The organism is Microcystis aeruginosa NIES-2549, assembly GCF_000981785.2.
Classification (GTDB): Bacteria; Cyanobacteriota; Cyanobacteriia; order Cyanobacteriales; family Microcystaceae; genus Microcystis; species Microcystis aeruginosa_C.
The window spans coordinates 2,426,166-2,452,363 of sequence record NZ_CP011304.1; the positions used below are offsets into that span (position 1 = coordinate 2,426,166).

Below are 26,198 nucleotides of genomic sequence, written 5' to 3' on the forward strand. Positions count from 1 at the left end.
GCTAAATCCCTTCTTTTCTGGCTAAAAGGACGGGACAATTGACATTAACCCGCACATAATCCGAGAGGGAAGTACCGAGAAGGCGATCGAGATCTGGTAAACTCTTAGCCACGGAAGGACGGCGATCCGGCGAACCCAACAGTAAGAGATCCACATTATAATCATCGACGAGTTTGCAGAGTTGTTCTCCCGGTTTACCCCCCGTCACCACGCAGCGATAGGGTATATTCATCCGTTTCGCTTTTGCCACTGCCGGCCCTATAATCGGGTTTTCTTCCATTTCTTTGGGGGAAGTGGGGGCAAATTCCGGTTTTAAGTCGGGGTTGACGCGGGCCAGAATTAACTCTGCTGAAGGATAATCCCGCAGGAGATAAATAGCCAGATCGAGAGCTAAATCAGCCGAACTAGACTTATCGAGAGCTACCATCACCTTTTTGATTTTTTTGACGTAAATATCGTCTTTTACCAATAACATCGGGTGATTAGTCAGTTGAAAGACGTATTGACTGACGGAATTTTCTAGAATTGCCTCCAGTCGCTTCAGTCCTCGGGAACCCATCAGGATCAAATCGGCCCCGATTTCGTCGGCAACTTGACAGACGGTATCTTTGGGATCTCCTTGCCGCAGAATCGTGGAGACTTTGCTGGGTTCAATTTTGACTTCTTGCAGGATTTTAGTCAGCATTTGGGTCCCTTCTTCCCATTTACTGGCCAGAGCTTCGGTGGTAATCTGAGGGGGAACAACCCGGAGAATGGTAATCGACGCTTTCCGGATAGCGGGGAGATCCATCAATGCTTGTAGCATTTCTTGGGTTTGACCTGTGCCGGAATCAGCGTATAGTATTTTCTCTAGCATAAGATTAAACTCGGTCTATGATCTTAATAGTTTTCGCCAATTTTCAGCATACTGCTAATGTTGTTCCCGAAATTTAACAACTTATTAAGCGCTTTTTCTTCGGTTAACGCGATGCCGAAGGCACTGCGTAGCAGCTCGCATTTGAGGTTGTTTTAAGTATTTATGCTTAATTGATTAGAAATACTTGGCTCAAAATCATCGGGTAAAGCGTTCATTTGTATTATATTTTGGATGCAATGCTGGCGCTCTCTTTTAATCACAGCTAAATCCGTTGAGTATAGGCTACTTATAAGGACAGGCACTCATGCAAGAGGCAAGAGAGGGGGTATAGATAATCAGTCTTTAATAAACGGATTTAGTATCATTGCCGCTGCTCACCATTAAATCGACCATTTCATTGATGATTAGAGTTCTTGCATAATTAATTTTTGAGAGTGCAAAAATGAGAAAAATAGACATAAAATTGCATAAAATCCCTAAATAGAGCATTTAATTGATTAATGCTCATTCTTAATTCTCCAGCAACCACAAGAATTTTTGATTTTTACAAGAGGTCTAGTTATGTCTTTATCAATTCGAGTAATTCTCCTAGTAGCGACAACAGTTTATCAGACGTTATCTGTTTGGTTAGAAGAACAAAAAGCACCGCCGGGTAATTTGATTAATCTGGGTAAATATCGCCTGCATTTTTGTCTAGCAGGAGTAGCTAGTCCCACTATTATTATTGACCATAGTTTAGGAGGAATTGAGGGATATTTTTTGATAGAAGAATTGTCACAATTAGCTAGGGTTTGTATTTATGATCGAGCGGGTTATGGTTGGAGCGATTCTAGTCCTTATCCCCGGACTAGCTACCAAATTGTTCAGGAATTAGATCAATTACTAACCCAAGCAAAAATAGAACCGCCTTATATTTTAGTTGGTGATTCTTTTGGTAGTTATAATGTTCGACTGTATGCTCATCTGTTCCCAGAAAAAGTAGTAGGTTTGGTACTCACCGATGGTTTACACGACAAAGGAATGCTGAAAATGTCGCCAGCATTAAAGGCATTAAAATTATTTTTTATCTCCGGATTTTGGATGTCGATTATCGGCTCAATTTTAGGCATTATCCGAGTTTTGAGAGTTCTGGGAGTTTTTGAATTATTAAAACCAGAATTGCGTCGCTTTTCCCCAGATTCTTGTCATCGAGTTAAGCGTTCTTTCTGTCGCGCTAAACACTGGATGACGATGAGTAGAGAAATGCTTAATCTCGACCAAAGCGCTCGTCAGGTGAGTGAGGCTAACAATTTCGGTAATTTACCGATAGTTAGTATTAAAGCTAATTCTTTTTTTAAACCTTCCCTTTGGACTCGGTTTATTCCCCTTAAAAGTGCCAACCGACTCCGGGAGGAGATGCACCTGGAATTAGGCAAGTTATCCGGAGATTTTCTGCAAATACAAGCGGATAAAAGTTGCCATTTTGTCTGGATGGATCAACCGGATGTGATCATCGATGCGGTCAGAATTGTGCTTGACAAAATTAACTCTATGTGCTAGGTAATAGGGTAAAATTAATTTCTTGGTTAGGATAGGCAAGAGGCAACAGGCAAGAGATAGTTAGATAAGTAGGTAGGCGTTAAAAATTATCAGACACCACCCTTATCAAGGGTAGGGTTGATTCATGAATCAACCCTACCTTATCAAGGGGGGGCAGGGGGGATCGAACCTAAAATCCATTTTTAATTTAATTATAACCAGCTACTTATGTGTAATTAATTGTGTCTAGCTACTTAAGAACTTGCCCTCAAAATTAATTTTTGATAATTTTAATTATAGCGTTTCCTAAGCTAGTGAGGTACACCTGTTTTTCTTCCCCTTTGCCTTTTGCCTCTTGCCTTTTGCCTAAAACCCATAACTTTTGTACCTCAGCAGACTGAAAAACGCTATAATATTGTGTCTCCCCACTCTCCTATACCTTTTAAACAGGATTTAGTATTACAAGCGGTTTTATTAACCCGCAGCAGGGCAAGGGTTAAGGAGACTTAGGGATAATTCCCAGACCTGAACCCGGATTATTATTAATATTCTCAACCCTAACTTTACTAATTATTGAGGGTAATAATCTGGGCGCTAAAACCCTGTTTAGTTAACTCTTGTACCCGTTGTTTAGCTTGGTATTGTTGTTGAAATAACCCAACTTGAATCACATTTTCTCCCGTACGGATAAATGCGAGGGGTTCAATTTCTTTAATTTTTGCCAACGCTTCCGCACTATTACTCCTAACTTCAACGCGAAAGAGTTGATTAGCGGCAATAACCCGCTGCTGTGGTGCGGGGGGTTTATTGGCGCGATTTTGAGGTCTGGGTGCTGGTGGATTGACAGTTTGACGATTACTATTATTAATCACCGTAGCATCGGCAGGACGCACGGTAGCGGGAGCTTGAAAAACGTATTCTCTCAGGGGTTGATTACCAGAAACTGGGTCCGCCACCAGAGGACGAACTGAAGGAGAATTAACTGGGGGTAAATTTAAGGGTGGACATTGGGAACAATTAACAGCACTGGGACTGTCTGAACGTTTAGTTGGTTGTCTCACCGCCGGCGGTGGAGGCAAACGACGACCGGGATAAAGATTCTGGGCAAAAGATAAGTTTGCTTTTAGCAGTAGCGTTCCTTGAGCGATTATCCCGACTTTTAACCAAAATAAAGCCGAGAAAAACAGTAGGTTTGTTCTCATTGTGCTGGTTTGTCCTCACAGGAAATTTGGGTACACCATGTCCAAATTTTAAAGGAGGAAATGCTAGTCTAGAAAGTATATTGGTTAAAAATCATTACAAGGTTTATGGGAAAAGTTGTTGTCGGTCTATCGGGGGGAGTAGATAGCTCTGTCGCCGCTGCCGCCTTACACGCTCAAGGTTATGATGTTATTGGCTTGACCCTGTGGTTAATGAAGGGTAAAGGTCAATGCTGCTCCGAGGGAATGGTAGATGCGGCCTTTATTTGTGAGCAGTTGGGGGTTCCCCATCATATCGTCGATAGTCGCGAGCTTTTCCAAAAAGAAATTATTGATTATCTAGTTTCTGGTTACGAAGCGGGAATCACACCGCTGCCCTGTTCTCAGTGCAATAAAGCGGTAAAATTTAGCCCGATGCTGCATTATGCCAGGGAAACCTTGCAAACGGACACTATTGCCACTGGTCACTACGCTAGAATTCGTTTTTCTCCTGAAAATAACCGTTATCAACTGCTGCGCGCCGTCGATAAAAATAAAGATCAATCCTATTTTCTCTATGATCTAACTCAAGATGTATTGCGTCGGACTTTATTTCCCTTGGGCGAACAAACCAAGGCAGAAACCCGCAGGATTGCCCAGGAATTCGGCTTAAAAACGGCAGATAAACCCGATAGTCAGGATTTATGCTTGATTGAAGCTCACGGAACTATGCGATCATTCTTGGATAAGTATATCGCCGTCAGTGAGGGCGATATCGTCGATCTCGATGGCAAAGTTTTGGGTAAACATAGCGGTATCCATCATTATACGATCGGACAACGCAAAGGCATCGGCATCGCCGCCGCCGAACCCCTCTATGTGGTAAAACTCGATCCCGTCATGAATCGGGTTATCGTCGGTAATCGCGAAAGTGCCGTTAGTGCCGCTTGTCTTGTCGGACGGATGAACTGGGTTTCTATTGCTGAACCCACCACCCCTATCCGCGCTCAAGTACAGGTCCGTTATCGTTCTCCGGCCGTTCCCGTCAATGTTATTCCCCTAGAAAATGAGCAAGTGAAACTGGTTTTTGATCAACCACAATTTAGTATCACTCCGGGCCAGGCAGCCGTGATTTATGAAGGGGAAATCGTCCTCGGTGGGGGGATTATCTCAGGAGCCACCCCTAATGGAGAGCCACCAATTCACAGAATAACCTGATTATGGTTCGCGGGTCATTCTGCCAATTAGGGACTCTCCCCGGCAGGTTGAGCTAAAAATTAACGACGGGGTACAGAAGCCTCGATGTTAATATTCATAGCGGAGACTCTTGGTACAGGATTGCCTTTGGCGCTACCGAGACCCCGGGCCATAGCCAAGAAGCTGGAAGGATCGCCAGCTTTGGGTTTTTGCTCTTGGGGAACATAGCGACGGACAGCATTCTGCCAAACGATTTGGGGGAAGCCCAAAATACCACGATAGTAGCCATCGTAGCGAGGCGAGGTGATGTTGAATGGACGTTCACCGATTTCGCGGCTGGCTAGGGTGCGACGACGTTGGTAGGGAACGGTATCATAACCAAAGCTTTGCAGATACTCGTCACTGTTGAGAAGTTGATCGACAAAACCTTGAATGCCTTTGGTGGCAACGACAATCGACCAAGCAATTTTTTCTCTTTCGCTATAGACATCGCGACCGAGAACTCTTTGTACTACCTGTTCGACAAAGCGATAGTTGCTGTTTTTCTCGTAGAAGCTGTTATAGAAGGTTTTCGATAACAGTAAACCACGAATGAAATCCCGCACGGATAATTGTCCATTGCGTAATTGGGATTCGAGGAAGGGTTCCCGATCCCATTTGAAGGCATGGAAGAAAATCTGACGGTAAGCGGCTTCAATTAAATCGTTCAGGTCGCTAGGGGAGAGGACATTTTCCGTCGTGTAAACTCTCGGTTTTTCGTCTCCACCGACATCATAACCAGCTACCCGCACGTTTTGGGACTTGGGGGCGTAATTTAAAAGAGGAATGGCCAAGGGTAAACCTCCGTATCCTTAGAAATGCTTAAAAAACTTTCCTCCTAATGATAAGGGAGTAGGTGCCAACTAGAAAAGAAATATTAAAAATTCTTACAATTGTTAAGAAAAGTTGCTTACCATCCGGGGAGTGGGGGAGCGCCGGAGCAGGGAGAGGGGAGAAAAAAGCTGATGACTGATAACTGATAACTGATAACTGATAACTGAATTTACCAGCCACTAATCGAATAGGATGATGGTTCGGGGGAATCACTAGAGACTGACTCCGATGACTGATTGCGGGATTCAGCACAAAAAGTGGCCGTATTAAAACCGCCAAAACGTTGAACTGTGCTAGTGCGGAGACGTAAATCGGTATCGGCAAACCAAAAACGCTCGATCGAGGTCATAGTTTCGTATTCTGTAATTAAGACTAAACCTTCCTGTTCATCAATGTGATAACGGCCCGCCACGGGAATGATTTCCGCATAACCGCGCTCCCGCAGGAGAACACCAGCTTGGGGATTATCTTCGTCGGGAATTAGCGCAAAAACGGTGGTTCCTTGATGATTTTCGTTTTCTTTGTCCCACTGCATCGAACCATCCCAACTGACAAAGGCACCCCCCACAGTCTTAGCGGGATCGACTTCGTGCATTTCACAGATAGCGATAATTTTCGGGTTATCGGCGCTTAAAGCTTCCACATAAATCTCGGAATCGCCGGTTTCTGAGCGTCGAAAGGGTAAATGATGGGTGGTGCGCTGAGATTTCCACTGTCCCGCACTTTTCTGAAAAAAGGTCATCCCGTCCATAGTTTTTATCCTCTGTTTTCCCTATCTATTTTAACGCCATGGCCGTTTCCTGTAACCCTTGTCCCCCTCTCTCTCTCATTCATCCCCAAAATAATCATGATCAATTCTCTTGATTTCATAGATTTCTTTTGTCGATACACCTAAGTTATAATCGATCATCAATTGACCTAATTCTTCCCCATCAATCAGCACTATTTTTATCTCATTTCTAGGGGCATATTCTAAAGCCTCTTTGGTAAAATAGGAAGTGGTGATGAAAATACCTTTTTTGGCTCCTTGTCCCGCTAATGCCCCGACAAATTTCTGGATTTCTGGACGACCAACGGCATTATTATCAGCCCATCTTTTGGCTTGAATATAGATTATATCTAAACCGAGTCTATCTTCTTTTATTATCCCATCAATCCCTTGATCCCCGCTCTTACCTACCGCTTTACCAGCATCTCTAATCGAGCCACCATAACCCATTTTTACCAGTAATTCTACTACTAATTTTTCAAAAGCATCTGGGGATAATTTTCGCAGAATAAAAAGTAAGTCTGTTGCTAATGCTTGACGAATTTCTTGATAGGAGTTTTCTAGTAATTCCTCGGGATTTTGCTCTTGATCAGAAGTTGATAAATTTCTTTCAAGAGTAATAGTTTCATTTTGCTTATTGACTCGATTGAATTCTTGAAATTCGGGAAACTGTCTGAGAAATTTGGCATCAATTCGAGCAGGATTTTGAGATAAGATTTCTTTTCCTTTCTCAGAAATTACAAAAGTTGCCCTTTGGGGTGAGTCAATTAATCCCGCTTTCTTTAAATAGGTTTTTGCCCAACCGACTCGATTAGCAAAAATTTCTTGTTGTCCACTGGGAAGCATTTCTTTTCTTTCCGCTTCCGTGACTTGAAACTCTCTGACCAAGGCTTCAAAAATTTCTCGATATTTATAAACTTTGCCATCTGCAAGTATTTTTAGTAGAGGCAACATAATCGATTGAAAATCGGGAATGGGCATAGTTCAGCTGAAAAGCGGGGGCAGTCATCACAATTATACAGCAACAATCTCCAAGAATTTAGATAGATAATAATACACCTGAAATTATTAAGAATGTCGAGAGGCATTCCTCAAGAATCTGAGAGAGAATCAATATTATGGGAATCTAATACTAAATCTTGTTTAAAAGGTATAGGAGATCGGGAAGTAGTGGAGCCTTTTTAGTAAACAGTAAACAGTGAACTAAAAACTCACATCTGATAATTGATAACTGATAACTGATGCAAAACTGACGGCTTGGCTCTTCTAGGTTCTGTGTGATAAGTTTAACTTACATAGGATCGATCTTTGTGTCCTTTGTGTCTTTGTGGTTCGCTCCACTCCCTCGCTAGGAGTAATGTATCTTAGAATACATTTTACCCACCAAACCTGGGAGAGCCACGGCTTTAAATATAACTTAACTCAGTAAAAAAGACCTATTCGGATGGACAAGAAAGCCTTTTTTCAGGGCCTCTCGTCCTAATAACATCCGAAAACCCATGACATCGCGATTAGTCAAGGTTAATTCGATCGGCCATTGACGACCGCCCAGTGATACACTTGTTCTGATTACGGGACGTAATTGACTTTGACCCCCGGAATTTTTTACCCGTCGCCATTCGAGGATTTCTGCGGTAGTGGTGACAGTGTGGCGACTATCTTTTTGGTAGGGATGAACTTGAAAGCGCAGCCAATTGCGATCGCCATCTCGAAAAGGATGGAGATGAAAAGCGTGTAGGGCCGAGGAGCGAGCGCCTGTATCAATCTTGGCCTTTATTTTGGTAATGCCTAAATCAGGTAAATCGAGCCATTCTCGCCAACCGATGATGATTTTATCGGGTTTCATCGGTCTATTTAGTTTTTTCCTCTTCAATCTCCCGCTGCATTTGGGCGATTTCTTCGGGAGTCATCGCTTCCAGACGTTTTTTAAAGACGGCATCTTCGTAATCTTTGCGCTGTTTGCCGTAGGTCATATTATCGGTGGCGACTCGAAACAGATAGGTAAAAATCCAACCGATGACACCACCAACCAACACCGCTTGACTCCAAATTCCCGCCGAAGCACTATCTAAACCGGTTTTTTGTAGGACAATGTAGAGGATGCCGCCCATAGCAAACATCCCTATACCAATCCCGATGACATCAATGCGTCTCATGGGTTTTTTTTGGTTGATAACTTAAGCTTTTAGGGTACGACGTTGGGGACGGAAGTTAAGGAAAGGACTCAACAACAGCATCCCGGGGAAGAAAAAGCTCATCAGAAAGTACATAAACCCTCTTTCCCAAGAAGATGCCACATACCAGCGTGTATTGAGGTAGTAGTAGATAGCGGCGGGAATGACGAGCAAATACAAGACACTGAGAGATAGGTAGATCAGGGCGATGATAATGGTTTCTTGCGTCAGAATTGATTGCATAAGGATTGATTTTTATCAATGGCTGTCGGTGAACGGCAATTCACCTGCTGATTATTTTACCCCCTCTTTCCCCCTTTGTGGCGATCGAATTGGCGGGCTAAAATAATTTACTGAAAATACTCTTGCTAATTAAATTATTTGTGATATGATAGGAAATTGTCGGTTAAATAACGGGGGCGTGGCGGAATGGTAGACGCTACGGACTTAAAATCCGTTGAGCCTTATAAGCTCGTGAGAGTTCGAGTCTCTCTGCCCCCATCGATTGGAGTCTATATTTAAACTGAGTGTTGGATATTCTAGTACAAATGTCCATGCTCTTAGTAAAAACTTTTTCAGCCAGCCCTATCTAAAATATCCAATAATTCTAGGGGATGATGAATGAGATGATCGGGGTTAAATTGAGTGAGAATTTGAGGGGAATTAAAGCCCCAAGCGACGGCCACCACTTGCACTTGACTTTTTTGGGCAGCAGTAATATCTCTAGTTTCATCGCCGACATAAATCATTTCATCGGGACAGAATTTATTTTGTCGGATCAGGCGATCGATAATTTTGTGTTTGCCGAATAAAGGTGTTCCCGAACAGATAAAATCAAATAGATTTAATAGTTGATTATTCCCTAAAAATATGGTGACATTTTCTTTGGTATTAGAAGTTATTATTCCTAATCTATAGCCTCTTTCTTTAAGAGTGGCGAGGCATTGATGCCAGCCATGGAAGGGTTTCAGACATTCAATTTGTTTATTTAATTCCCGTTTAACTCGATAGAGTAAAAAAGGGATTTTAACGGGGGAAACTTGGGATTGTTTAATAATTTCTTGGGAACTAAGGTTTTTTAGTCTGGCCAAATCTTCCTCGTTGACGGGTTGATAACCAAAATTTTTAGCCAAACGATTGACAATCTCCACGAAAGTATCGTGGGTATCGGCGATAGTACCATCAAAATCGAACACGACCACTTTAATTGTCATCTTGTGCGGGGTTAGGAGAATGAGCTAAATTAGCTTGGGCATTACGTCGCCACTGCTGGGGTTTAATTCGACGTAGGGCTGACGAGATGAAACGACGATCCCACTCCTCTATAGTTAGATTAGCTAATTCATCCAACCTTGGCGAAAGGTTTTCGGGACGAGGTTGAAAATCCTCCACGTCGGTAACTTGGGCAAAACGTTGATTCCAAGGACAGACATCTTGACAGATATCGCAGCCAGCGACCCAACCCTGTAAATTCTTGGCAATTTCTGTAGGCAAAGTTACAGCACGATTTTCGATAGTATGGTAAGCAATACAGCGATTAGCATCCACCACATGGGGACTAACTATTGCTTGGGTGGGACAGGCGCTTAAACAACGGCTACAGGTGCCACAATGGGCGCTATGGGGTCGATCGGGTTCTAAAGGTAAATTAGTTAATATTTCCCCTAAAAAGACCCAACTGCCGTAATTGCGGGTAATTAAGTTACCGTTCTTGGCAATCCAGCCGATCCCTGCTCTTTGCGCCCAAACTTTATCTTGTACCGGTCCAGTATCCACATAGTAACGGGTTTGAATTTGCTCCCCCTGACTTTCTAACCATTGACTGAGGGCTTTTAATTTTTTACTTAATACTTTGTGATAATCCCTTCCCCAAGCATAACGGGAAATTTTGCCATGGTTTTGCTCTTGACTGTGTTGCTGGGGGGTGTAGTAGTTAAGGGCGAGACAAATTAGCGATCGCACTTCTGGCCAAAGAGTTTTGATATCCTGTCGTTTCGGGTTAGTCATCCAATCCATATCAGCGTGATAACCCCGCTCTAACCAGCTTTTTAGATGGGATACCGCCGAGTCTTGGCTGTCCACAGAGGCAATACCGACCCCATGGAAGCCCAACTCTAGCGCTTTTTCTTTGATTTGTGTTTCCGTCAGCATAGAAATATCTTAAGTCAAGTATTTGTAACAATTATTTGCAATCCTAAATTTTTTGTTACATAATGGGCAGGTAAAGAGATAAGGCAGTAAGCAAGTCTCTAAATTAAATAAACAATCACCTCTGAGGCTTATTATGGTTTACACTGCATCTGCATTCAACACTTTAGCGATCGATGTTCCTAGCACCACCGCTCAATACAAAAGTTTGAACACCGATGATAAACTAGCCGTTCTCTGGTTCGCCTATACGGAAATGGGTCGCTCTATTACCCCCGCCGCACCGGGAGCCGCTCGTTTACAATTTGCCGAGGGACTACTGAGCCAAATTAAAGCCATGTCCCACTCTGAACAATTAGAAACCATGCGCGATTTGGTTAAAAAAGTCAGCAATCCGATTACCCGCTCCTACGGTGTTCTCAGTGTTAACACCAAACTAGCTTTCTGGTATCAATTAGCGGAAATGATGAAGGAAGGAACTGTGGTTCCCGTCCCCGCTAACTACAAAATGACTCGCGAGGCAAATATCGTCCTCACCGCTCTGCAAAGACTGGACTTTAGCCAACAAATCACCGTTTTACGCAATGCTGTAGTGGACATGGGTGTAGATCCTCTTGCCTAGTTTTTCAACTCATCTCTATCTTTAATTTTGACAAAACAACTACCTTGATCCATAACTCCTAGCCGAGAGGTTAGGGGTTGTTTTTGATCGAGAGCAGTTATCTTCATAGTGAGGTGGGAAGTCTCCGATTTTAGGGAACGCTGGAACTGCGGAACAGTAGCCAGTCGATGCCCAATACCTTCATACTTTATCTTGTCCCCAAAATGACTTGTACTTTGCTAGTACAATTATAGTAAAATAAGAAAGATTAAAACAAATAACCATGTCTCAACCGATTACCATCGAAGATATCTATAAACTTTTTGAGAAAACTAACGAAAAGTTTGAACAATCACGCCAAGAATACGATCGCCGGGCGACTGAAGCCAAGGCTGAATATGATCGCCGATCCGCCGAAGCCGATCGCCGGGCTGCTGAATATGATCGCCGGGCTGCTGAATATGATCGCCGGGCTGCTGAAGCCAAGGTTGAAGCCGATCGCCGTTTAGCCGAGCTAGAGAAAACAGTGGCTAATACCAGTCGTGCGGTGGATAGTTTAACCACTCGCTGGGGAAGATTTGTCGAGGAATTAGTCGAACCTGCTGTTATTGGCCTATTTCGTGGCAAGGGTATCGATGTCAAAGAAACCTACAGTCGTGCCAGGGTAAAACGGCAAGGAATAGCCATGGAGATTGACATTTTAGCCGTCGATGACACCGAGTTAGTTTTAGTAGAATGTAAGTCTCGTTTATCGAAAGATGATGTCAACGAGTTTTTAGAAAAATTAAGTCGATTTAAACAAGCATTTCCCCATTATAAAAACTATCAAGCTTATGGTGCAGTGGCGGGAATAGAAATAGATGAAGGAGTAGATCGTTATGCCTATAAACAGGGTTTATTTGTGATTAAACCTTCGGGAGAAACGGTAGAAATCATTAATGATTCTGGTTTCGAGCCTAAATTATGGTAGGAGAAAGATGGTTCCTTCATCTGGCAAAGTATTGGCGGGAGGTCTAATTTTTCCAATCTAGGACTAGACTAACTTATGGATAGGATGCAGGATTAGTATTCATATTTTGATTCAGCAAACTCTAATTAATTTTTAAGGATTCAAAAACGGCAAAAATAAGGATTAAATTGCCTAAAATCTGTGAATATAGCGTTTTTCAGTCTGCTGAGGTACAAAAGTTATGGGTTTTAGGCAAAAGGCAAGAGGCAAAAGGCAAAAGGGAAGAAAATAGGTGTACCTCACTAGCTTAGGAAACGCTATAGACCATTTAATTAATTATTATTCATGCTTAATTCTCCTGACTACTGACTACTGACGACTGACTGCTAACCCTAACAACAATTTTTGATTTTTACCAGAGGTCTAGTAACGTCTTCTCCTAAAATTGTCAATAGCCAGTTTCAATGCACAAGAGTCTGATGGCTAAAAACTGGCTCCAGTTTTTGACCGGGATAGCACCGCTTGATCGCAGTGGATCGTAAAATGGGATAATGCTAACTTTGAGAGTCAGAGAGACTATGAGTGAATTCGACTACGATTTAATTATTATCGGTGCTGGAGTTGGTGGCCACGGGGCAGCCCTACACGCAGTCAAATGTGGGCTAAAAACGGCTATTATCGAAGCCAAAGATATGGGAGGAACCTGTGTCAATCGCGGTTGTATTCCCTCTAAAGCTTTACTGGCAGCCTCGGGACGAGTGCGCGAATTGGCCGATAGTGACCATCTGAAAAGTCTAGGTATTGCCATCGGTGGCGTGAATTTTGACCGTCCGACAATTGCCGATCATGCTAACAACCTTGTTAGTAAAATTAGAGGCGATCTCACTAATAGTCTTAAACGTCTCAAGGTTGATACTATCCACGGTTGGGGAAAAATCGCCGGCCCGCAAAAAGTTAGCGTCATCGGTGATAGTGGCGAAAAAATCTACACCGCTAAGGATATTATGCTCTGTCCGGGGTCGGTTCCCTTTGTCCCACCGGGGATCGAGATCGATCATAAAACGGTTTTTACCAGTGATGAGGCCGTTAGATTAGAAACTTTACCCAAGTGGATCGCAATTATCGGTAGTGGTTATATCGGTCTGGAATTTTCGGATATATACACCGCTTTGGGTTGTGAAGTGACGATGATCGAAGCTTTAGATAGTCTCATGCCTGGATTTGACCCAGAAATCTCGAAAATCGCGGAAAGAGTTCTGATTAAACCTAGAGACATCGAGACTTATGTGGGAGTTTTGGCAAAAAGTATTAAACCGGGGAATCCCGTGGCCATTGAACTGGTGGACGCAAAAAGCAAAGAAGCGATCGAAATTTTAGAGGTAGATGCTTGTTTAGTCGCTACAGGAAGAATCCCCGCGACCAAGAATCTCGGATTGGAATTTGTGGGTGTAGAACTGGATAAACGCGGTTTTATTGCCGTTAATGACAAAATGCAGGTAATTCAGGACGGTGAACCGATTCCCCATCTCTGGGCTGTGGGCGATGCTACGGGTAAAATGATGTTAGCTCACGCTGCTTCGGGTCAAGGGGTAATAGCCATTGAAAATATCTGTAATCGCCCAAAAACCATCGATTATCGCAGTATTCCCGCCGCTGCTTTTACCCACCCCGAAATTAGTTATGTGGGTTTAACGGAACCGCAAGCAGAAGCTTTGGCACAGCAAGAAGGGTATAAGGTGGCTTCTGTCAAGACCTATTTTAAGGGAAATTCTAAAGCTTTAGCGGAAGGAGAAACGGAAGGCATCGCTAAAGTCGTTTATCGTCAGGATACGGGGGAATTACTCGGTGTTCATATTATCGGTATCCACGCATCGGATTTAATTCAAGAAGCGGCCAATGCGATCGCTGAACGTAAATCTGTCCATGAACTCGCTTTCCGCATCCACACCCATCCGACTCTCTCAGAAGTCCTCGACGAAGCTTATAAACGCGCTGAAGTGGCAGCGTAGAGTCAGTTATCAGTTATCAGTTATCAGTTATCAGTTATCAGTTATCACCGTTAAGTTTCCGACTCCTGAATTCTGACTCCTTTCTCTTTTTTTACTTTTTACTTTCAAGATTATGTTTGGATTAGGTTGGCCAGAAATAGTAATTATTGCTGTGGTTATTGTCCTGATATTTGGACCGAAAAAAATACCCGAATTTGGGGCAGCTTTGGGGAAAACTTTACGGGGATTTAAGGAAGAAATCAATCAAGATGAGCAAGAAATTGAAGACAGTGACGAGAAAATGAGATAGATTTCGGCGGGTGCATCTCATTTTTGTAAATCTACTAATTTGGGATTTTTAAGGGGAAACTTTCTCCTAAAATTGGGCGTTACTTTCGGTTTTATCACTCAATCCAAGCTTTTGGGGGGTTCTACCCCCCAAACCCCCCGTTGGGGGCGTGGCGCCGCCCCCAAACCCCCGCGCATTAGGTTAACTGTGAGATGCTTACACGCGATTGTTCATATTTTTGTACTAATTTAATAGTCACTGATAATTGCTGCTTGTCGGTATTTCTGCAAATGTGGGATACACCCGATTTCACCTGGATGAAACTCCGCTATATCAGTTATCAGTTATCAGTTATTAGTTATCAGTTATCAGTATTAAATAGTAGTTTCCCACTTTCTTTTCACTGATTACTGATTACTGTTTACTGTTCACTGAATATCGGCTTCTCCCCCCACCACCACATCGCGGATACGGAGACTGGGGCCACCGCAGCCGACGGGTAAACCACTTTGACCCCCTTTTCCGCAGCCCCCCGACTCATCCCAGTAGAAATCATCACCAATTGCCTCAATATTGGCTAGGGTTTTAAAGACATTACCGGAGAGAGTCACATCTTTAACGGGTTCAGCAATTTCTCCATCGCGAATCATCCAAGCTTCCCCGGCGCTAAAAGTGAACATTTCGCCGTTAGTCATGCCTCCCTGCCAATTTTGGGCATAAACTCCCGTTTTTATCCCCGAAAATAACTCTTTAACGGGAGTGGTTCCCCGTTCAATCCAAGTGTTGGTCATGCGGACAATGGGCGGATAATGATAATTGAGACAACGGGCGTTACCGGTCGGTTTTTCGCCTAATTTGCCCGCCGTTTCCCGCGAATGCAGTCTTCCCACCAAAACCCCATCTTTAATTAACTGAGTCGTCGTTGCGGGGGTTCCCTCATCGTCATAAAAATAACTGCCCCGATGACCTTCTGGACTGGCCCCGTCAAAGATTTGCAGGTTATCTGGTCCAAAACGTTTGCCCATACTCATCACTTCCAAAAGGTCGGGATTTTCGTATAACATATCTGCCTCGGAAAGGTGGCCAAAAGCCTCATGGACGAACAGACCGGTTAAAATGGGATCGATGACGACGGTGTAGGTATCGCCCTTGACAGGGGGCAAAACTAGGGCTTGTAGGGCCCGTTTAGCCGCCCCCTGCACCTGTTCTTCTAAATTGACCAGATCCTCGAAAGCTTTTCGGGATCCTGTGGTTTCCCGGCCCGTTTGTACGCTGTCCCCATCCCTAGCGGTGGCCGAAAAACGCATTTCTAAGTCCGACCATTTTTGTTCGATTAAAGTCCCGTCAGAAGTGCCTAAAAGAATATGTTGACTACTATCGCTGTAACGGACGGAAGTGGTGGCAATACTGGCATGGTGTTGACGCAATAGGTTATTATAGCGATCGCAGAGGGCTTTTTTATCGGCTAATGGTACTAAACGGGGATCTGTTCCTGTTAAAGGCAATTCACAGGAGATAATTACAGGTTCTACTGGAGCAATCAGGGTTTCTTCTTCCCCAATTAAACGGGCAGCAGCGATCGCATCTTCTAATCGTTCCTGTAAACTGGATAATTGATTAAAGCTGGCAAATCCCCAACCTCCTTTATAACAGGCGCGTACCTGACCACCGATAGCAATACCTTCGCTCAGGGTTTCCACTCGTTCGGAACGTAGTAGAATATTAGTCCCCCGCGCTTCTTCCAGACGAATTGTCAGGAAATCGACGCGGTTTTTATAACGGTTAATCAGTTCACTAATTAGGTTTTTATAATCGTTTAGAGTATCGGTCATAGGAATTAGGAAGTGGGGTGTCGGGTGTGGGGTGATGGGAGATTTTTTGCTGTGATCAGTAAACAGTAAACAGTAAAGAGTGAACTGCTCACTGATAACTGATAACTGATAACTGATAACTGCTCACTGATAACTGATAACTGAAAATTAGGCGAGATAATCCTGTAAAGCTTTCACCTCTAAAGGTTGGGATTGCAGGGATTTTAAGGCCGCTACTGTCGCTTTTGCCCCAGCGATAGTGGTGATAATTGGTAACTTATAATCGAGGGCAGTACGGCGAATTTGTCGGCCATCGTTTTGGGATTCTTCACCACTGGGAGTATTGACAATAAACTGAATCCAGTCATTTTTGATCCAATCGATAACGTGGGGGCGGCCTTCGTGAATCTTTAGCACTAAATCGATATTTTCGCAACCGTTTTCTAACAAAACTTCACGAGTTCCCGAAGTGGCGACAACGCGAAAACCGAGGGATTGCAGATCCTTAACCACGGGGACCATCGGGGTTTTATCGCGATCATTCATCGAGACAAAAACGGTCCCACTGGTGGCTAAAATCACGCCAGCGGCCATTTCCGCTTTAGCGAAAGCTTTGCCAAAATCGCTGTCAATCCCCATTACTTCCCCTGTAGAACGCATTTCTGGTCCCAGGAGAGTATCGGCACCGGGGAACTTCTGGAAGGGTAAAACCGCTTCTTTTACGGCAATATGACGGGGAATTGCTTCGCTGATGATACCCAATTCTGCTAGGGTTTTGCCCGACATGACGAGGGAGGCAACTTTTGCTAAAGGAACTCCCGTTGCTTTGGAAACGTAGGGAACGGTACGACTGGCGCGGGGATTCGCTTCTAAGATATAAACTGTCTCCCCCTGTACCGCATACTGGATATTCATCAAACCGATTACTTTTAAAGCTTTCGCTAGTTCCACCGTCCATTGTCGAATTGTGGTTAAAACCGGGGCGCTCAGGGACGTATGGGGGATAGAACAGGCAGAATCGCCCGAATGTACGCCCGCTTGTTCGATATGTTCCATTAATCCCCCGATAACTACTGTTCCCGTTGTATCTGACAGGGCATCCACATCCACTTCGATGGCATTTTCGAGGAATTTATCGATTAAAATCGGGTGATCCGGTTCTATCTGTACCGCATACTTCATATAGCGTTCCAATTCGCTATCGGAATAGACGATTTCCATCGCCCGACCGCCTAAAACGTAGGACGGACGTACTACCACAGGATAACCGATGCGTTTAGCCACTGCTTGGGATTCTTGGAAACTGCGGGCAATACCGTTGGGGGGTTGTCGGATATCTAATTCTCGGAGGATTTTTTCAAAACGTTCCCGGTCTTCGGCAGCATCGATCGAATCGGGTGAAGTTCCCCAAATTTTGGTATTTACGGGACAATTAGGCGATTCTAAATATTTTTGCAGGGGAACCGCCAGTTTTAAGGGTGTTTGCCCACCGAATTGAATAATTAAACCCTCTGGTTGTTCCGCTTCAATGATATTTAAGACATCCTCTTTAGTCAGGGGTTCAAAGTAAAGGCGATCGCTGGTATCGTAATCGGTGGAGACAGTTTCCGGGTTAGAGTTGACCATAATCGTCTCAAAACCAGCGTTACTGAGGGAAAAAGCGGCATGACAACAACAGTAGTCAAATTCTATCCCCTGACCGATGCGATTGGGACCACCACCAAGGATCATCACTTTGCGTTTATCGGAGGGTAAAACTTCCGATTCTACCCGTTCGTAGGTGGAATAATAATAGGGCGTTAGGGCCTCAAATTCCGCCGCGCAGGTATCCACCATTTTATAAACGGGAATAATACCTAAACCCTTGCGATAACTTCTCACTTCGTCCTCGCTGCTGTTGGTGGCGAAGGCGATTTGGCGATCGCTAAAGCCCTGTTGTTTAATAGCGAATAGGTCCTCTTGGCGGAGACTTTTCAGGGGAGTTCGTTTGAGAAACTTCTCGGTTTCCATCAAATCGGCCAATTTATCGAGGAACCAGGGATCAATTCCGGTTAGTTCGTGGATTTCCTCCCCATTCATGCCCAATTTAAAAGCATGATAGATACTATAAACTCGTTCGGGGTTGGGTGTCCGCAAACTAGCCCGGACTTCCGAGAGGGGGGGGAGAGTTTCGACTTTATCGCAACCAAAGCCAAAACGCCCCGTTTCTAGGGAGCGCAGTGCTTTTTGAAAGGATTCTTGGAAAGTTCGACCGATAGCCATGGCTTCCCCGACGGATTTCATCTGGGTGGTTAGAATCGGTTGGGAGCCGGGGAATTTCTCGAAAGCAAAGCGAGGAATTTTGGTGACGACGTAATCGATAGTCGGTTCAAAGGAAGCCGGGGTTTTTTTGGTGATATCGTTGGGAATTTCGTCTAAAGTGTAGCCTACGGCTAGTTTAGCGGCAAATTTAGCGATCGGGAATCCCGTGGCTTTCGATGCTAGGGCCGAAGAACGGGACACCCGGGGATTCATCTCGATCACGATTACGTCGCCGTTAGTGGGATTAACGGAGAATTGGATGTTCGATCCGCCAGTTTCTACGCCAATTTCCCGAATAATTGCCTTAGAATAGTCCCGGAGGCGTTGGTATTCTTTATCGGTTAGGGTTTGGGCGGGCGCAACCGTAATCGAGTCGCCGGTATGGACTCCCATAGCGTCAAAGTTTTCGATCGAACAGATGATCACCACGTTATCGGCTAGATCGCGCATTACCTCTAATTCGTATTCTTTCCAGCCAATTAGAGATTTTTCGACGAGAATTTGCGATGTAGGCGAACAATCTAGCCCATACTGGGCCATCGGTTCAAATTCTTCTTGGTTATAGGCAATACCGCCACCCGTTCCGCCTAAAGTGAAGGCTGGCCGGATAATGAGAGGATAGGAACCGATCTGATGGGCGATCGCTTTTGCTTCTTCTAAATTGTTGGCAATCCCCGAAGGACAGACGGGAACACCGATTTTCTCCATTGCTTGTTTGAATAGTTCCCTATCTTCGGCTTTTTCAATAGCGGGAAGTTTTGCCCCGATCAATTCGACGTTATATTTTTCTAAAACGCCGCTTTTGGCCAAAGCGACGGCGGTATTTAGGGCCGTTTGACCCCCCATAGTCGGTAGAATGGCATCGGGGCGTTCTTTGGCGATAATTTTCTCGACAATTTCCGGCAGAATTGGTTCAATGTAGGTGCGATCGGCCATTTCTGGGTCGGTCATGATCGAGGCGGGGTTAGAATTGACTAAAATTACCTCATAACCTTCTTCTCGTAGGGCTTTACAGGCTTGAGTTCCCGAATAGTCGAATTCACAGGCTTGTCCGATGACAATCGGGCCAGCGCCCAAGATTAGGATTTTCTGTAAGTCATCACGGCGTGGCATAGGCTTAGGGTTGCTTGACTATAAACCCCAATCATTGTATATGTTGTCACCCCTCTATTCCCTAAAGCTTTATTTAGGTTTAATGACCTTATTTGCTTGTGTCTTTTGCCTCTTGCCTGTTGCCTCTTGCCTTCAGAAGCTGATCACTGTTTACTGATATCGCGTACAATGATAAGGTTGTTTTTAAAGATACAATAGGCGTTTGTCTTCGCTAGAGAGTTTATGAAAGTTGGCGATCGAGTTCGTATAATTGATTCCGTGGTGGTTTATCACCATCCTGAACACAAATCAGAGCCTTTTGACGTGAAAGGACTAGAGGGACAGGTGAAAGCGTTTGTCACCGAATGGCGTGGCAGACCGGTTAGCGCCAATCTACCTGTCCTCGTCGAGTTCAGTAAAAAGTTTAAAGCCCATTTTCGAGATTTTGAGTTAGAAATCGTGGAAAAAGCCGCCGAATAGGGACTTTTTCGCTTATTTAAGCTACAAAGCGAATAAATTTATTTTTGCCCACCTGTAGGACTTTTCCCGTTAAAGCTTCGGCTGTCTCAAAACTTTTGTCCACATCGGTGATTTTCTCGCTATCGATCCTGACTGCGCCCCCCTGAATCTGTCTTCTCCCTTCGCCGCTACTTTTACACAAGCCGGTGGCCGAGAGAAGATAGAATAATTTTAGGGGAAAAGTGACCGCCGCGAGGGAAAATTCGGGTACAGAAGCCGCGGCTGCTGTATTTCCCTGTAGAACTATCTCCTGCGCCGTTTTTTGTGCCTTTAATGCCTCCTCTTCTCCGTGAAACTGGGCAACTACCTCGATCGCCAGTTGTTTTTGTGCCTCCCGCGGATTGCTCGGCATAGCATCTAAGGGCAAATTTGTCAATAGTTCGTAATAATCTTTTAACAAAGCGTCGGGGGTTTTTTCCAGTTTCGAGTACATGGACAGGGACGATTCCCGCAATCCCACATAATTATTCAGGGATTTGGACATTTTTTGACTGCCATCGGTTCCGATTAAAATCGGTAAAAGTAACCCGAATTGCGGTTTTTTGCCGAAATATTTCTGTAAATCACGACCGACGGCAATATTAAATTTTTGATCGGTTCCTCCCAATTCGACATCGGCCTCGACCGCTACGGAATCATAACCCTGCATCAAGGGATAGAGAAATTCATGGAGAAAAATCGGGTTTTCCTTGTCGTAGCGTTCGGAAAAGCCTTCTTTTGCCAACATTTGCCCGACGGTCATGGTGGAGAGGAGTTCGAGAATTTGCGATAGGTCTAATTTCCCCAACCATTCCGAGTTATAGCGAATTTCTAGGCGATTAGGGGTGTTAAAATCTAAAATTGGGCGTAATTGTGCCAGATAATTCTCGGCATTGGCTCTCACTTCTTCGCTGGTCAATTGTTTTCTAACTTCCGATTTTCCCGTCGGATCGCCGATTCTAGCGGTAAAATCGCCAATAATCACCACTGCTATATGACCAGCATCTTGGAAGGCACGCAGTTTCCGAAAAGGGATACTATGGCCTAGATGAATATCGCTGCCGGTGGGGTCAATACCTAGTTTAATTCTTAAAGGGCGATCGGTGGTTTGCAGTAGTTGGGTTAAATTTTCCCTAGGCTCTTGGGAGTCGGGTTGATGGGGGAATAAATCACTGGTTCCACGGGTTAGCCAGTCTAGGGAGGAAGATACGGTCATTGTTGCTCATTTTCCACAGCCTTCCTATTATAGTTTTTTAGTATGTCAAGTCACAAGCAAAAGATAAATAAACTGGTATCCCAATAAGAGTCGATAACATCTTGACAATTCTCTCGATCGAATATAGAGTCTTAAAATCTTAACTCTCCCGAATTTCAAAAATTTTCCCTGTCTTGAATTGCGATCAGATAAGCCAATGAATCCTAGTTATAATAACTCTATACCCGTGCAGAGGATCAAAGTTTCTGTAATTGTTTCTACCTATAAATCAGCGCAGTTTATCCGAGGTTGTCTAGAGGATTTAGTTACTCAAACTCTTTATGAAAAGGGAGAAGTAGAAATTATTATTATCGATAGTGCTTCTCCAGAGAATGAAGGGGAGATTATCCAAGAGTTTCAAGAAAATTATCCTAATATTATTTACCAGAGAACTAGAGAACGAGAAACCCTTTATCAAGCTTGGAATCGCGCTATTAAACTAGCTAGGGGTTCCTATCTCACCAATGGGAATACTGATGACCGTCGCTGTTTCAATGCTTTGGAAATTATGGCTAATTATCTAGATAACAATAGAGAGATTAGTTTAGTTTATGCCGATCAATTAATTACTACAATCAAAAATGATACTTTTGCCACTACCCCAGCTTTAAAACATTGGAATTGGCCAAATTACTCCTATCAACAGATGCGTCAAGGTTGTTGTGTGGGTTCTCAACCAATGTGGCGAAAAATGCTGCACGATAAATATGGTTATTTTCAGGAAAACTTTCGCTGTGCTGGTGATTACGAATTTTGGTTAAGAATCGGCAGTCAAGGGGAAAAAATGGCTTTGATTCCTGAGATTTTAGGTTTATATTATTTAAATCTCCAAGGTTTAGAACATGGCAGCAATGGTCAAGCATTGCAAGAACATTATCAAGTGTGTAAAATCTATGAAATTCCTCATCCAGACATTAAGGATATAGAAATTAAACCCAATCCAGTTAAGATGGAAGATTTAGGCATAATTTTACAGGAAGAGGAGCGAGAAAAATTACAAACAATTCAAGCTATCTCCCAGAGGAGATGGCCAATTATTGTTATTGATGGCGTAATTTTTCAAATCAATCAAGGAAAATTAGCTGGGGTTTGGTCTTCAATTCTAGAGTATTGGAGACAATTAGAATTTAGTCAATACATTGTTATTTTAGATAGAAATAACAGCGCACCACGATGGGAAGAATTTAAATATTGGCCTGCAGAATCCTACGATTATAATTGTACGGGAAAGGATGCCATAAAAATCCAAGCTATTTGCGATCGCCTACAGGCTAATTTATTTATTTCCACTTTTTATACCAGTCCCTTAACCACTCCTTCTCTACTTTTTCTTGCTTCTGAATCCCCTGAAGAAAACGGCAAGTTACCGGTAGATTTAGAAAAACACTATGCAATTTTATCCGCTTCTATAATCATCGCTTTTTCCTCTGATATCGCCCAAGATTTAAGAAAGTTATACCCCCAAATTTCCCCCGAACAAATTGATATTATCGAGTTTTTTGAAGTTAATCAAAAAATCGCTGAAGAAATCACTAATTTTCTCTGGTATGCGCTCAGTGAAACTAAGGAATCAAGTCAGAATCAAGTCTGGTTAGAGTTAAGAAAATTACAGGAAGCACAACAGATAATGTATCTCAAACAACAGCAAGATTATCGTACTATGCAAGGGATGGAAATATCCTTAAAAGAATTAGAAAATAATCATAATTATCTCCAGAAAAATAATCGGGAATTACGCGAAGAAATCAACTATTTGTCCTCTCGTAAGGGAATAGTAAAAACCCTAGCAAAAACTTCTATTTTACTTCTTGCTAAGATCAAGAAAAAACTGCCAATATTTTAGGGAATTAAGGGAAAGTTTCCTAACAACGATCCGATCTTGGCATGGCAGTGCCTAAAAGTGGTAAAGTAATGTTAAGAATTAGAGGAGAAAACACTGTGCCACATTCGATCGTCACTGGAACTTGTGAAGGGGTTGCTGATTGCGTTTCCGCTTGTCCCGTTGCTTGCATCCATCCCGGACCGGGTAAAAATGTTAAAGGAACCGATTGGTATTGGATTGATTTTGCCACTTGTATCGACTGTGGTATCTGTCTACAAGTATGCCCCGTCGAAGGTGCAATTGTGCCAGAAGAACGTCCCGATTTACAAAAAACTCCCTAATTTATCAGTTATCAGTTATCAGTTATCAGTTATCAGATGTAAGTTTTAAGTTATCAGTATGTATTAAGTGAGCAGTATTAAATAGCAGTTTCCTACTGTCTTTTCACTGTTTACTGATCACTGATTACTGTTTACTGAAAATGCTTCCCACTTCCCCATTCATAATTCATAATTCATATTACTCTCTCCTATCTACTTTTTAACTTACCATGGATTATCTTTTAGAAGTTGAACAAGTTTATGCTGGTTATGTGCAGGATTTATACATATTGCAAGGGGTTAACTTTCGCATTGCACCGGGGGAATTAGTCACGGTTATCGGTCCTAATGGTGCGGGAAAATCTACCCTAGCTAAGACGATTTTTGGTTTATTAAAACCCAGTGCTGGAACTATCACTTTTAAGGGAAAAAATATCGCCGGTTGGAAATCTAATCAAATTGTTCCCCTCGGCATGGGTTATGTTCCCCAAATTGCTAATGTTTTTCCATCCCTGAGCATCGAGGAAAATCTGGAAATGGGGGCTTTTACCAGTAAAAAAGCGATTAAACCGCTAAAAGAGCGCATTTATGCCATGTTTCCTCGTTTGGACGAGCGCCGTCGTCAGAAAGCTGGCACTTTATCCGGAGGAGAAAGACAGATGTTGGCCATGGGAAGAGCGCTGATGTTGCAACCAGATTTATTAATTCTCGATGAACCTTCGGCAGCTTTATCTCCTATCTTAGTAACCAGCGTTTTTGAACAGATAAAAGCGATTAATCAGACGGGAACTGCCATTATTTTAGTGGAACAGAATGCCAAAAAAGCCCTAATGATGTCCGATCGAGGTTATGTTTTAGAAAGTGGTCAAGATCGTTTTCAGGGATCGGGTCAAGATTTACTCAATAACCCGAAAGTAGGGGAATTATACCTCGGTGCAGCCCACCATGGCGCCCATGGAAAGGATTAATTTTAAAAGGTATAGGGGAGTGGGGAGATTTTTTTCAGTGTTGCCAAAGGCACGGCGTAGCCGTCCAGTAAACAGTAATCAGTGAACTGATCACTCATATCAAATTAAATTGTATAAAGATGAAGGGGGGTGCATCTCACATTTGCAGAAATACGGACAATCGGCAATTATCAGTGACTTTTAAATTATTACAAATATATCGGCAGCTGCCTGTAAGCATCCCACCGAAAAACTAATGCGCGGGGGTGTGGGGGTTCTACCCCCCAAAAGCTTGGATTGAGCGATAAAACCGAAAGTAACGCCCGATTTTAGCCGAGAGTATCCCCAATGGTATAATACTAAATCCGTTGAGTATAGGCTACATATCAGGACAGGCAATAGGCAATAGGCAATAGGCAAAAGGAGCAATAGATAATCAGTTTTTAATAACCAGATTTAGTATATAGCAAAGAGCGGGATAGTTAGGACATAATAGAGAAAAAGAAATGAGGAGAAGCTTTCATGGCAGCACCCTATAGTGATGATTTAAGACAGAAAGCAGTGAGTGCCGTAGAGCGAGGGGAGAAAAAAAGCCATGTCTGTCGCACCCTCAATATTAGTCGTAATACATTAGACATCTGGCTGAAACGGAAGAAACAAACTGGGACGGTGGCCGCTAAAACTAACTATCGTCGAGGGCCGAAGCCCCAAATTGACGATTTAGAAGCCTTTCAAAAGTTTGCCGAACAATATGGGCATTTGACCCAAGAAAAAATGGCGCAAAAATGGGCTAACCCAGTCAGTAGGATGAGAATTGGTCAAGCCCTCAAAAGAATTGGATTTACTAGAAAAAAAAAACTTATGGCTACAGAGAAAGAGAGGAAGAAGCCCGAAAAGAGTTTCTCCAAAAAATCAGAGGTTATGCCCCGGAAAGATTTGTCTATATTGATGAAGCTGGAATAGATAACACCATCGATTACCCTTATGGATATTGTCACAAATCAGAAAGATTTGAGGCTTTAAAGTTAGGTCACTGTAGCGAACGAGTTAGTGTGATCAGCGGTTGGTGGCGTGGTTCCACTATCGCGCCAATGGTGTTTGAGGGGTACTGTAATACGGAGTTGGTGTGTGAGTGGATAGAACAATTGCTATTACCCGAACTACTACCCGGTCAAATTATCATCATTGATAACGCCAGTTTTCATCCCAAAGAGAGAATCAAAAAATTGTTAGCTAAAGCGGGATGTGAAGTGCTATTTTTACCCGCCTATTCTCCAGATCTCAACAAAATTGAAAAGTTCTGGGCTAGATTGAAAAACTATGTTAGTCAGATTATCAATGATAGTGAAAACCTTGTGGATGCTGTGAGTAAAGCCTTCAGGCATCTGTCCTAACTAACTCGTTCTATGCCATAAAACCAAACCCCCCAATCTGGTGAGATTGAGGGGTAGGAAAGAATAATCCTGGCATCGAGCTATTGTCCCAGTCGGCAACCCGACAAGTATCTTGGCCACGGTGAAGTTTCACAACCGAGTTCGGGATGGAATCGGAGTGGTGCCATCACGTTAAAGACACCAGGAAGGGTAGAACCCTCAAGACTGCAAAAGCTAGG

Annotated in this window: 24 protein-coding genes, 1 tRNA gene, 1 rRNA gene and 1 pseudogene; 13 read left to right on the forward strand and 14 right to left on the reverse strand. The window is 43.4% G+C overall.

Annotation, left to right across the window (positions count from 1 at the left end):
• Window position 1: 1 nt before the first annotated feature.
• Window positions 2-856 (reverse strand): universal stress protein, encoded by an 855-nt coding sequence (locus tag myaer_RS11965; RefSeq protein ID WP_002803408.1) that lies wholly within the window; start codon window positions 854-856, stop codon window positions 2-4.
• A gap of 561 nt (window positions 857-1,417) precedes the next feature.
• Between myaer_RS11965 and myaer_RS11970 the strand changes: the two genes are divergently transcribed.
• A complete protein-coding gene (locus myaer_RS11970) occupies window positions 1,418-2,395 on the forward strand; it encodes an alpha/beta fold hydrolase (protein WP_046662255.1) in 978 nt (325 codons plus the stop codon).
• Between the two features lie 545 nt (window positions 2,396-2,940).
• Here the strand turns inward: myaer_RS11970 and myaer_RS11975 are convergent.
• Entirely contained in the window at window positions 2,941-3,576 is a 636-nt protein-coding gene (locus myaer_RS11975) for a hypothetical protein (RefSeq protein ID WP_046662256.1), read from the reverse strand.
• Window positions 3,577-3,681: 105 nt separating this feature from the next.
• On the opposite strand from myaer_RS11975, the gene mnmA reads away from it, so the two are divergent.
• Window positions 3,682-4,770, forward strand: coding sequence for a tRNA 2-thiouridine(34) synthase MnmA (gene mnmA, locus myaer_RS11980; protein WP_046662257.1), 1,089 nt, complete (start codon window positions 3,682-3,684; stop codon window positions 4,768-4,770).
• 59 nt (window positions 4,771-4,829) lie between these two features.
• On the opposite strand, the gene myaer_RS11985 is transcribed toward mnmA, so the two are convergent.
• The 6 genes from myaer_RS11985 to ndhL all read right to left on the reverse strand — a co-directional run bounded on the left by myaer_RS11985 (window position 4,830) and on the right by ndhL (window position 8,808).
• The gene (locus myaer_RS11985) at window positions 4,830-5,582 is read right to left on the reverse strand and encodes a phycobilisome rod-core linker polypeptide (RefSeq protein ID WP_046662258.1); all 753 of its coding nucleotides are present in this window, start codon (window positions 5,580-5,582) and stop codon (window positions 4,830-4,832) included.
• Between the two features lie 209 nt (window positions 5,583-5,791).
• Window positions 5,792-6,373, reverse strand: a complete 582-nt coding sequence (locus myaer_RS11990; protein WP_046662259.1) for a phycobiliprotein lyase — start codon at window positions 6,371-6,373, stop codon at window positions 5,792-5,794.
• 75 nt (window positions 6,374-6,448) lie between these two features.
• Entirely contained in the window at window positions 6,449-7,372 is a 924-nt protein-coding gene (locus myaer_RS11995; protein ID WP_046662260.1) for a restriction endonuclease, read from the reverse strand.
• A gap of 436 nt (window positions 7,373-7,808) precedes the next feature.
• Window positions 7,809-8,237: an ATP-dependent zinc protease gene (locus myaer_RS12000; protein WP_046662261.1), complete on the reverse strand. Its 429-nt coding sequence runs from the start codon at window positions 8,235-8,237 to the stop codon at window positions 7,809-7,811.
• A 4-nt stretch (window positions 8,238-8,241) separates the two neighbouring features.
• Window positions 8,242-8,547: a DUF3007 family protein gene (locus myaer_RS12005; protein ID WP_002783731.1), complete on the reverse strand. Its 306-nt coding sequence runs from the start codon at window positions 8,545-8,547 to the stop codon at window positions 8,242-8,244.
• 21 nt (window positions 8,548-8,568) lie between these two features.
• Window positions 8,569-8,808, reverse strand: a complete 240-nt coding sequence (ndhL, locus tag myaer_RS12010) for an NAD(P)H-quinone oxidoreductase subunit L (RefSeq protein WP_046662262.1) — start codon at window positions 8,806-8,808, stop codon at window positions 8,569-8,571.
• Window positions 8,809-8,980: 172 nt separating this feature from the next.
• Between ndhL and myaer_RS12015 the strand changes: the two genes are divergently transcribed.
• Window positions 8,981-9,066, forward strand: a tRNA-Leu gene (locus myaer_RS12015).
• Between the two features lie 74 nt (window positions 9,067-9,140).
• Here myaer_RS12015 and myaer_RS12020 read toward each other — a convergent pair.
• Window positions 9,141-9,779, reverse strand: a complete 639-nt coding sequence (locus tag myaer_RS12020) for an HAD-IA family hydrolase (protein ID WP_046662263.1) — start codon at window positions 9,777-9,779, stop codon at window positions 9,141-9,143.
• Window positions 9,769-10,716 (reverse strand): tRNA epoxyqueuosine(34) reductase QueG, encoded by a 948-nt coding sequence (gene queG, locus myaer_RS12025; RefSeq protein ID WP_046662264.1) that lies wholly within the window; start codon window positions 10,714-10,716, stop codon window positions 9,769-9,771. Before queG ends, myaer_RS12020 begins: the two co-directional genes overlap by 11 nt.
• Before the next feature lie 133 nt (window positions 10,717-10,849).
• On the opposite strand from queG, the gene myaer_RS12030 reads away from it, so the two are divergent.
• The 4 genes from myaer_RS12030 (at window position 10,850) to tatA (ending at window position 14,561) form a co-directional block, all read left to right on the forward strand.
• Entirely contained in the window at window positions 10,850-11,335 is a 486-nt protein-coding gene (locus myaer_RS12030) for an orange carotenoid protein N-terminal domain-containing protein (protein WP_046662265.1), read from the forward strand.
• Between the two features lie 262 nt (window positions 11,336-11,597).
• The gene (locus myaer_RS12035; RefSeq protein ID WP_046662266.1) at window positions 11,598-12,284 is read left to right on the forward strand and encodes a DUF3782 domain-containing protein; all 687 of its coding nucleotides are present in this window, start codon (window positions 11,598-11,600) and stop codon (window positions 12,282-12,284) included.
• Window positions 12,285-12,841: 557 nt separating this feature from the next.
• Window positions 12,842-14,272 (forward strand): dihydrolipoyl dehydrogenase, encoded by a 1,431-nt coding sequence (gene lpdA / locus myaer_RS12040; protein ID WP_046662267.1) that lies wholly within the window; start codon window positions 12,842-12,844, stop codon window positions 14,270-14,272.
• 112 nt (window positions 14,273-14,384) lie between these two features.
• Window positions 14,385-14,561, forward strand: a complete 177-nt coding sequence (tatA, locus tag myaer_RS12045; RefSeq protein WP_002791490.1) for a twin-arginine translocase TatA/TatE family subunit — start codon at window positions 14,385-14,387, stop codon at window positions 14,559-14,561.
• Between the two features lie 407 nt (window positions 14,562-14,968).
• Here the strand turns inward: tatA and myaer_RS12055 are convergent, their stop codons facing one another.
• Window positions 14,969-16,372, reverse strand: coding sequence for a TldD/PmbA family protein (locus myaer_RS12055; protein WP_046662269.1), 1,404 nt, complete (start codon window positions 16,370-16,372; stop codon window positions 14,969-14,971).
• Between the two features lie 147 nt (window positions 16,373-16,519).
• Window positions 16,520-19,765, reverse strand: a complete 3,246-nt coding sequence (gene carB / locus myaer_RS12060) for a carbamoyl-phosphate synthase large subunit (RefSeq protein WP_046662270.1) — start codon at window positions 19,763-19,765, stop codon at window positions 16,520-16,522.
• Between the two features lie 222 nt (window positions 19,766-19,987).
• Here carB and myaer_RS12065 point away from each other — a divergent pair, with 222 nt between their 5' ends.
• Window positions 19,988-20,224, forward strand: coding sequence for a ferredoxin-thioredoxin reductase variable chain (locus myaer_RS12065; RefSeq protein ID WP_046662271.1), 237 nt, complete (start codon window positions 19,988-19,990; stop codon window positions 20,222-20,224).
• Window positions 20,225-20,240: 16 nt separating this feature from the next.
• On the opposite strand, the gene tyrS is transcribed toward myaer_RS12065, so the two are convergent.
• On the reverse strand, window positions 20,241-21,458 hold the full coding sequence (gene tyrS, locus myaer_RS12070; RefSeq protein WP_046662272.1) for a tyrosine--tRNA ligase: 1,218 nt from the start codon (window positions 21,456-21,458) through the stop codon (window positions 20,241-20,243).
• 196 nt (window positions 21,459-21,654) lie between these two features.
• On the opposite strand from tyrS, the gene myaer_RS12075 reads away from it, so the two are divergent.
• From myaer_RS12075 to myaer_RS22035, 5 genes and pseudogenes are all read left to right on the forward strand, one after another.
• Complete coding sequence (locus myaer_RS12075; RefSeq protein WP_046662273.1) at window positions 21,655-23,340, forward strand: glycosyltransferase; 1,686 nt, start codon at window positions 21,655-21,657, stop codon at window positions 23,338-23,340.
• Window positions 23,341-23,435: 95 nt separating this feature from the next.
• Window positions 23,436-23,660, forward strand: a complete 225-nt coding sequence (locus myaer_RS12080; RefSeq protein WP_046663736.1) for an indolepyruvate ferredoxin oxidoreductase subunit alpha — start codon at window positions 23,436-23,438, stop codon at window positions 23,658-23,660.
• 209 nt (window positions 23,661-23,869) lie between these two features.
• Complete coding sequence (locus myaer_RS12085; RefSeq protein WP_046662274.1) at window positions 23,870-24,607, forward strand: ABC transporter ATP-binding protein; 738 nt, start codon at window positions 23,870-23,872, stop codon at window positions 24,605-24,607.
• Between the two features lie 501 nt (window positions 24,608-25,108).
• The gene (locus myaer_RS21660; protein WP_046662275.1) at window positions 25,109-25,549 is read left to right on the forward strand and encodes a helix-turn-helix domain-containing protein; all 441 of its coding nucleotides are present in this window, start codon (window positions 25,109-25,111) and stop codon (window positions 25,547-25,549) included.
• A pseudogene (locus myaer_RS22035) lies at window positions 25,495-25,980 on the forward strand (IS630 family transposase); the annotation flags it as partial. The gene myaer_RS21660 and the pseudogene myaer_RS22035, both read left to right, overlap by 55 nt.
• Window positions 25,981-26,047: 67 nt before the next feature.
• On the opposite strand, the gene rrf reads toward myaer_RS22035, so the two are convergent.
• Window positions 26,048-26,165, reverse strand: a 5S ribosomal RNA gene (rrf, locus tag myaer_RS12100).
• Between the last annotated feature and the right edge of the window lie 33 nt (window positions 26,166-26,198).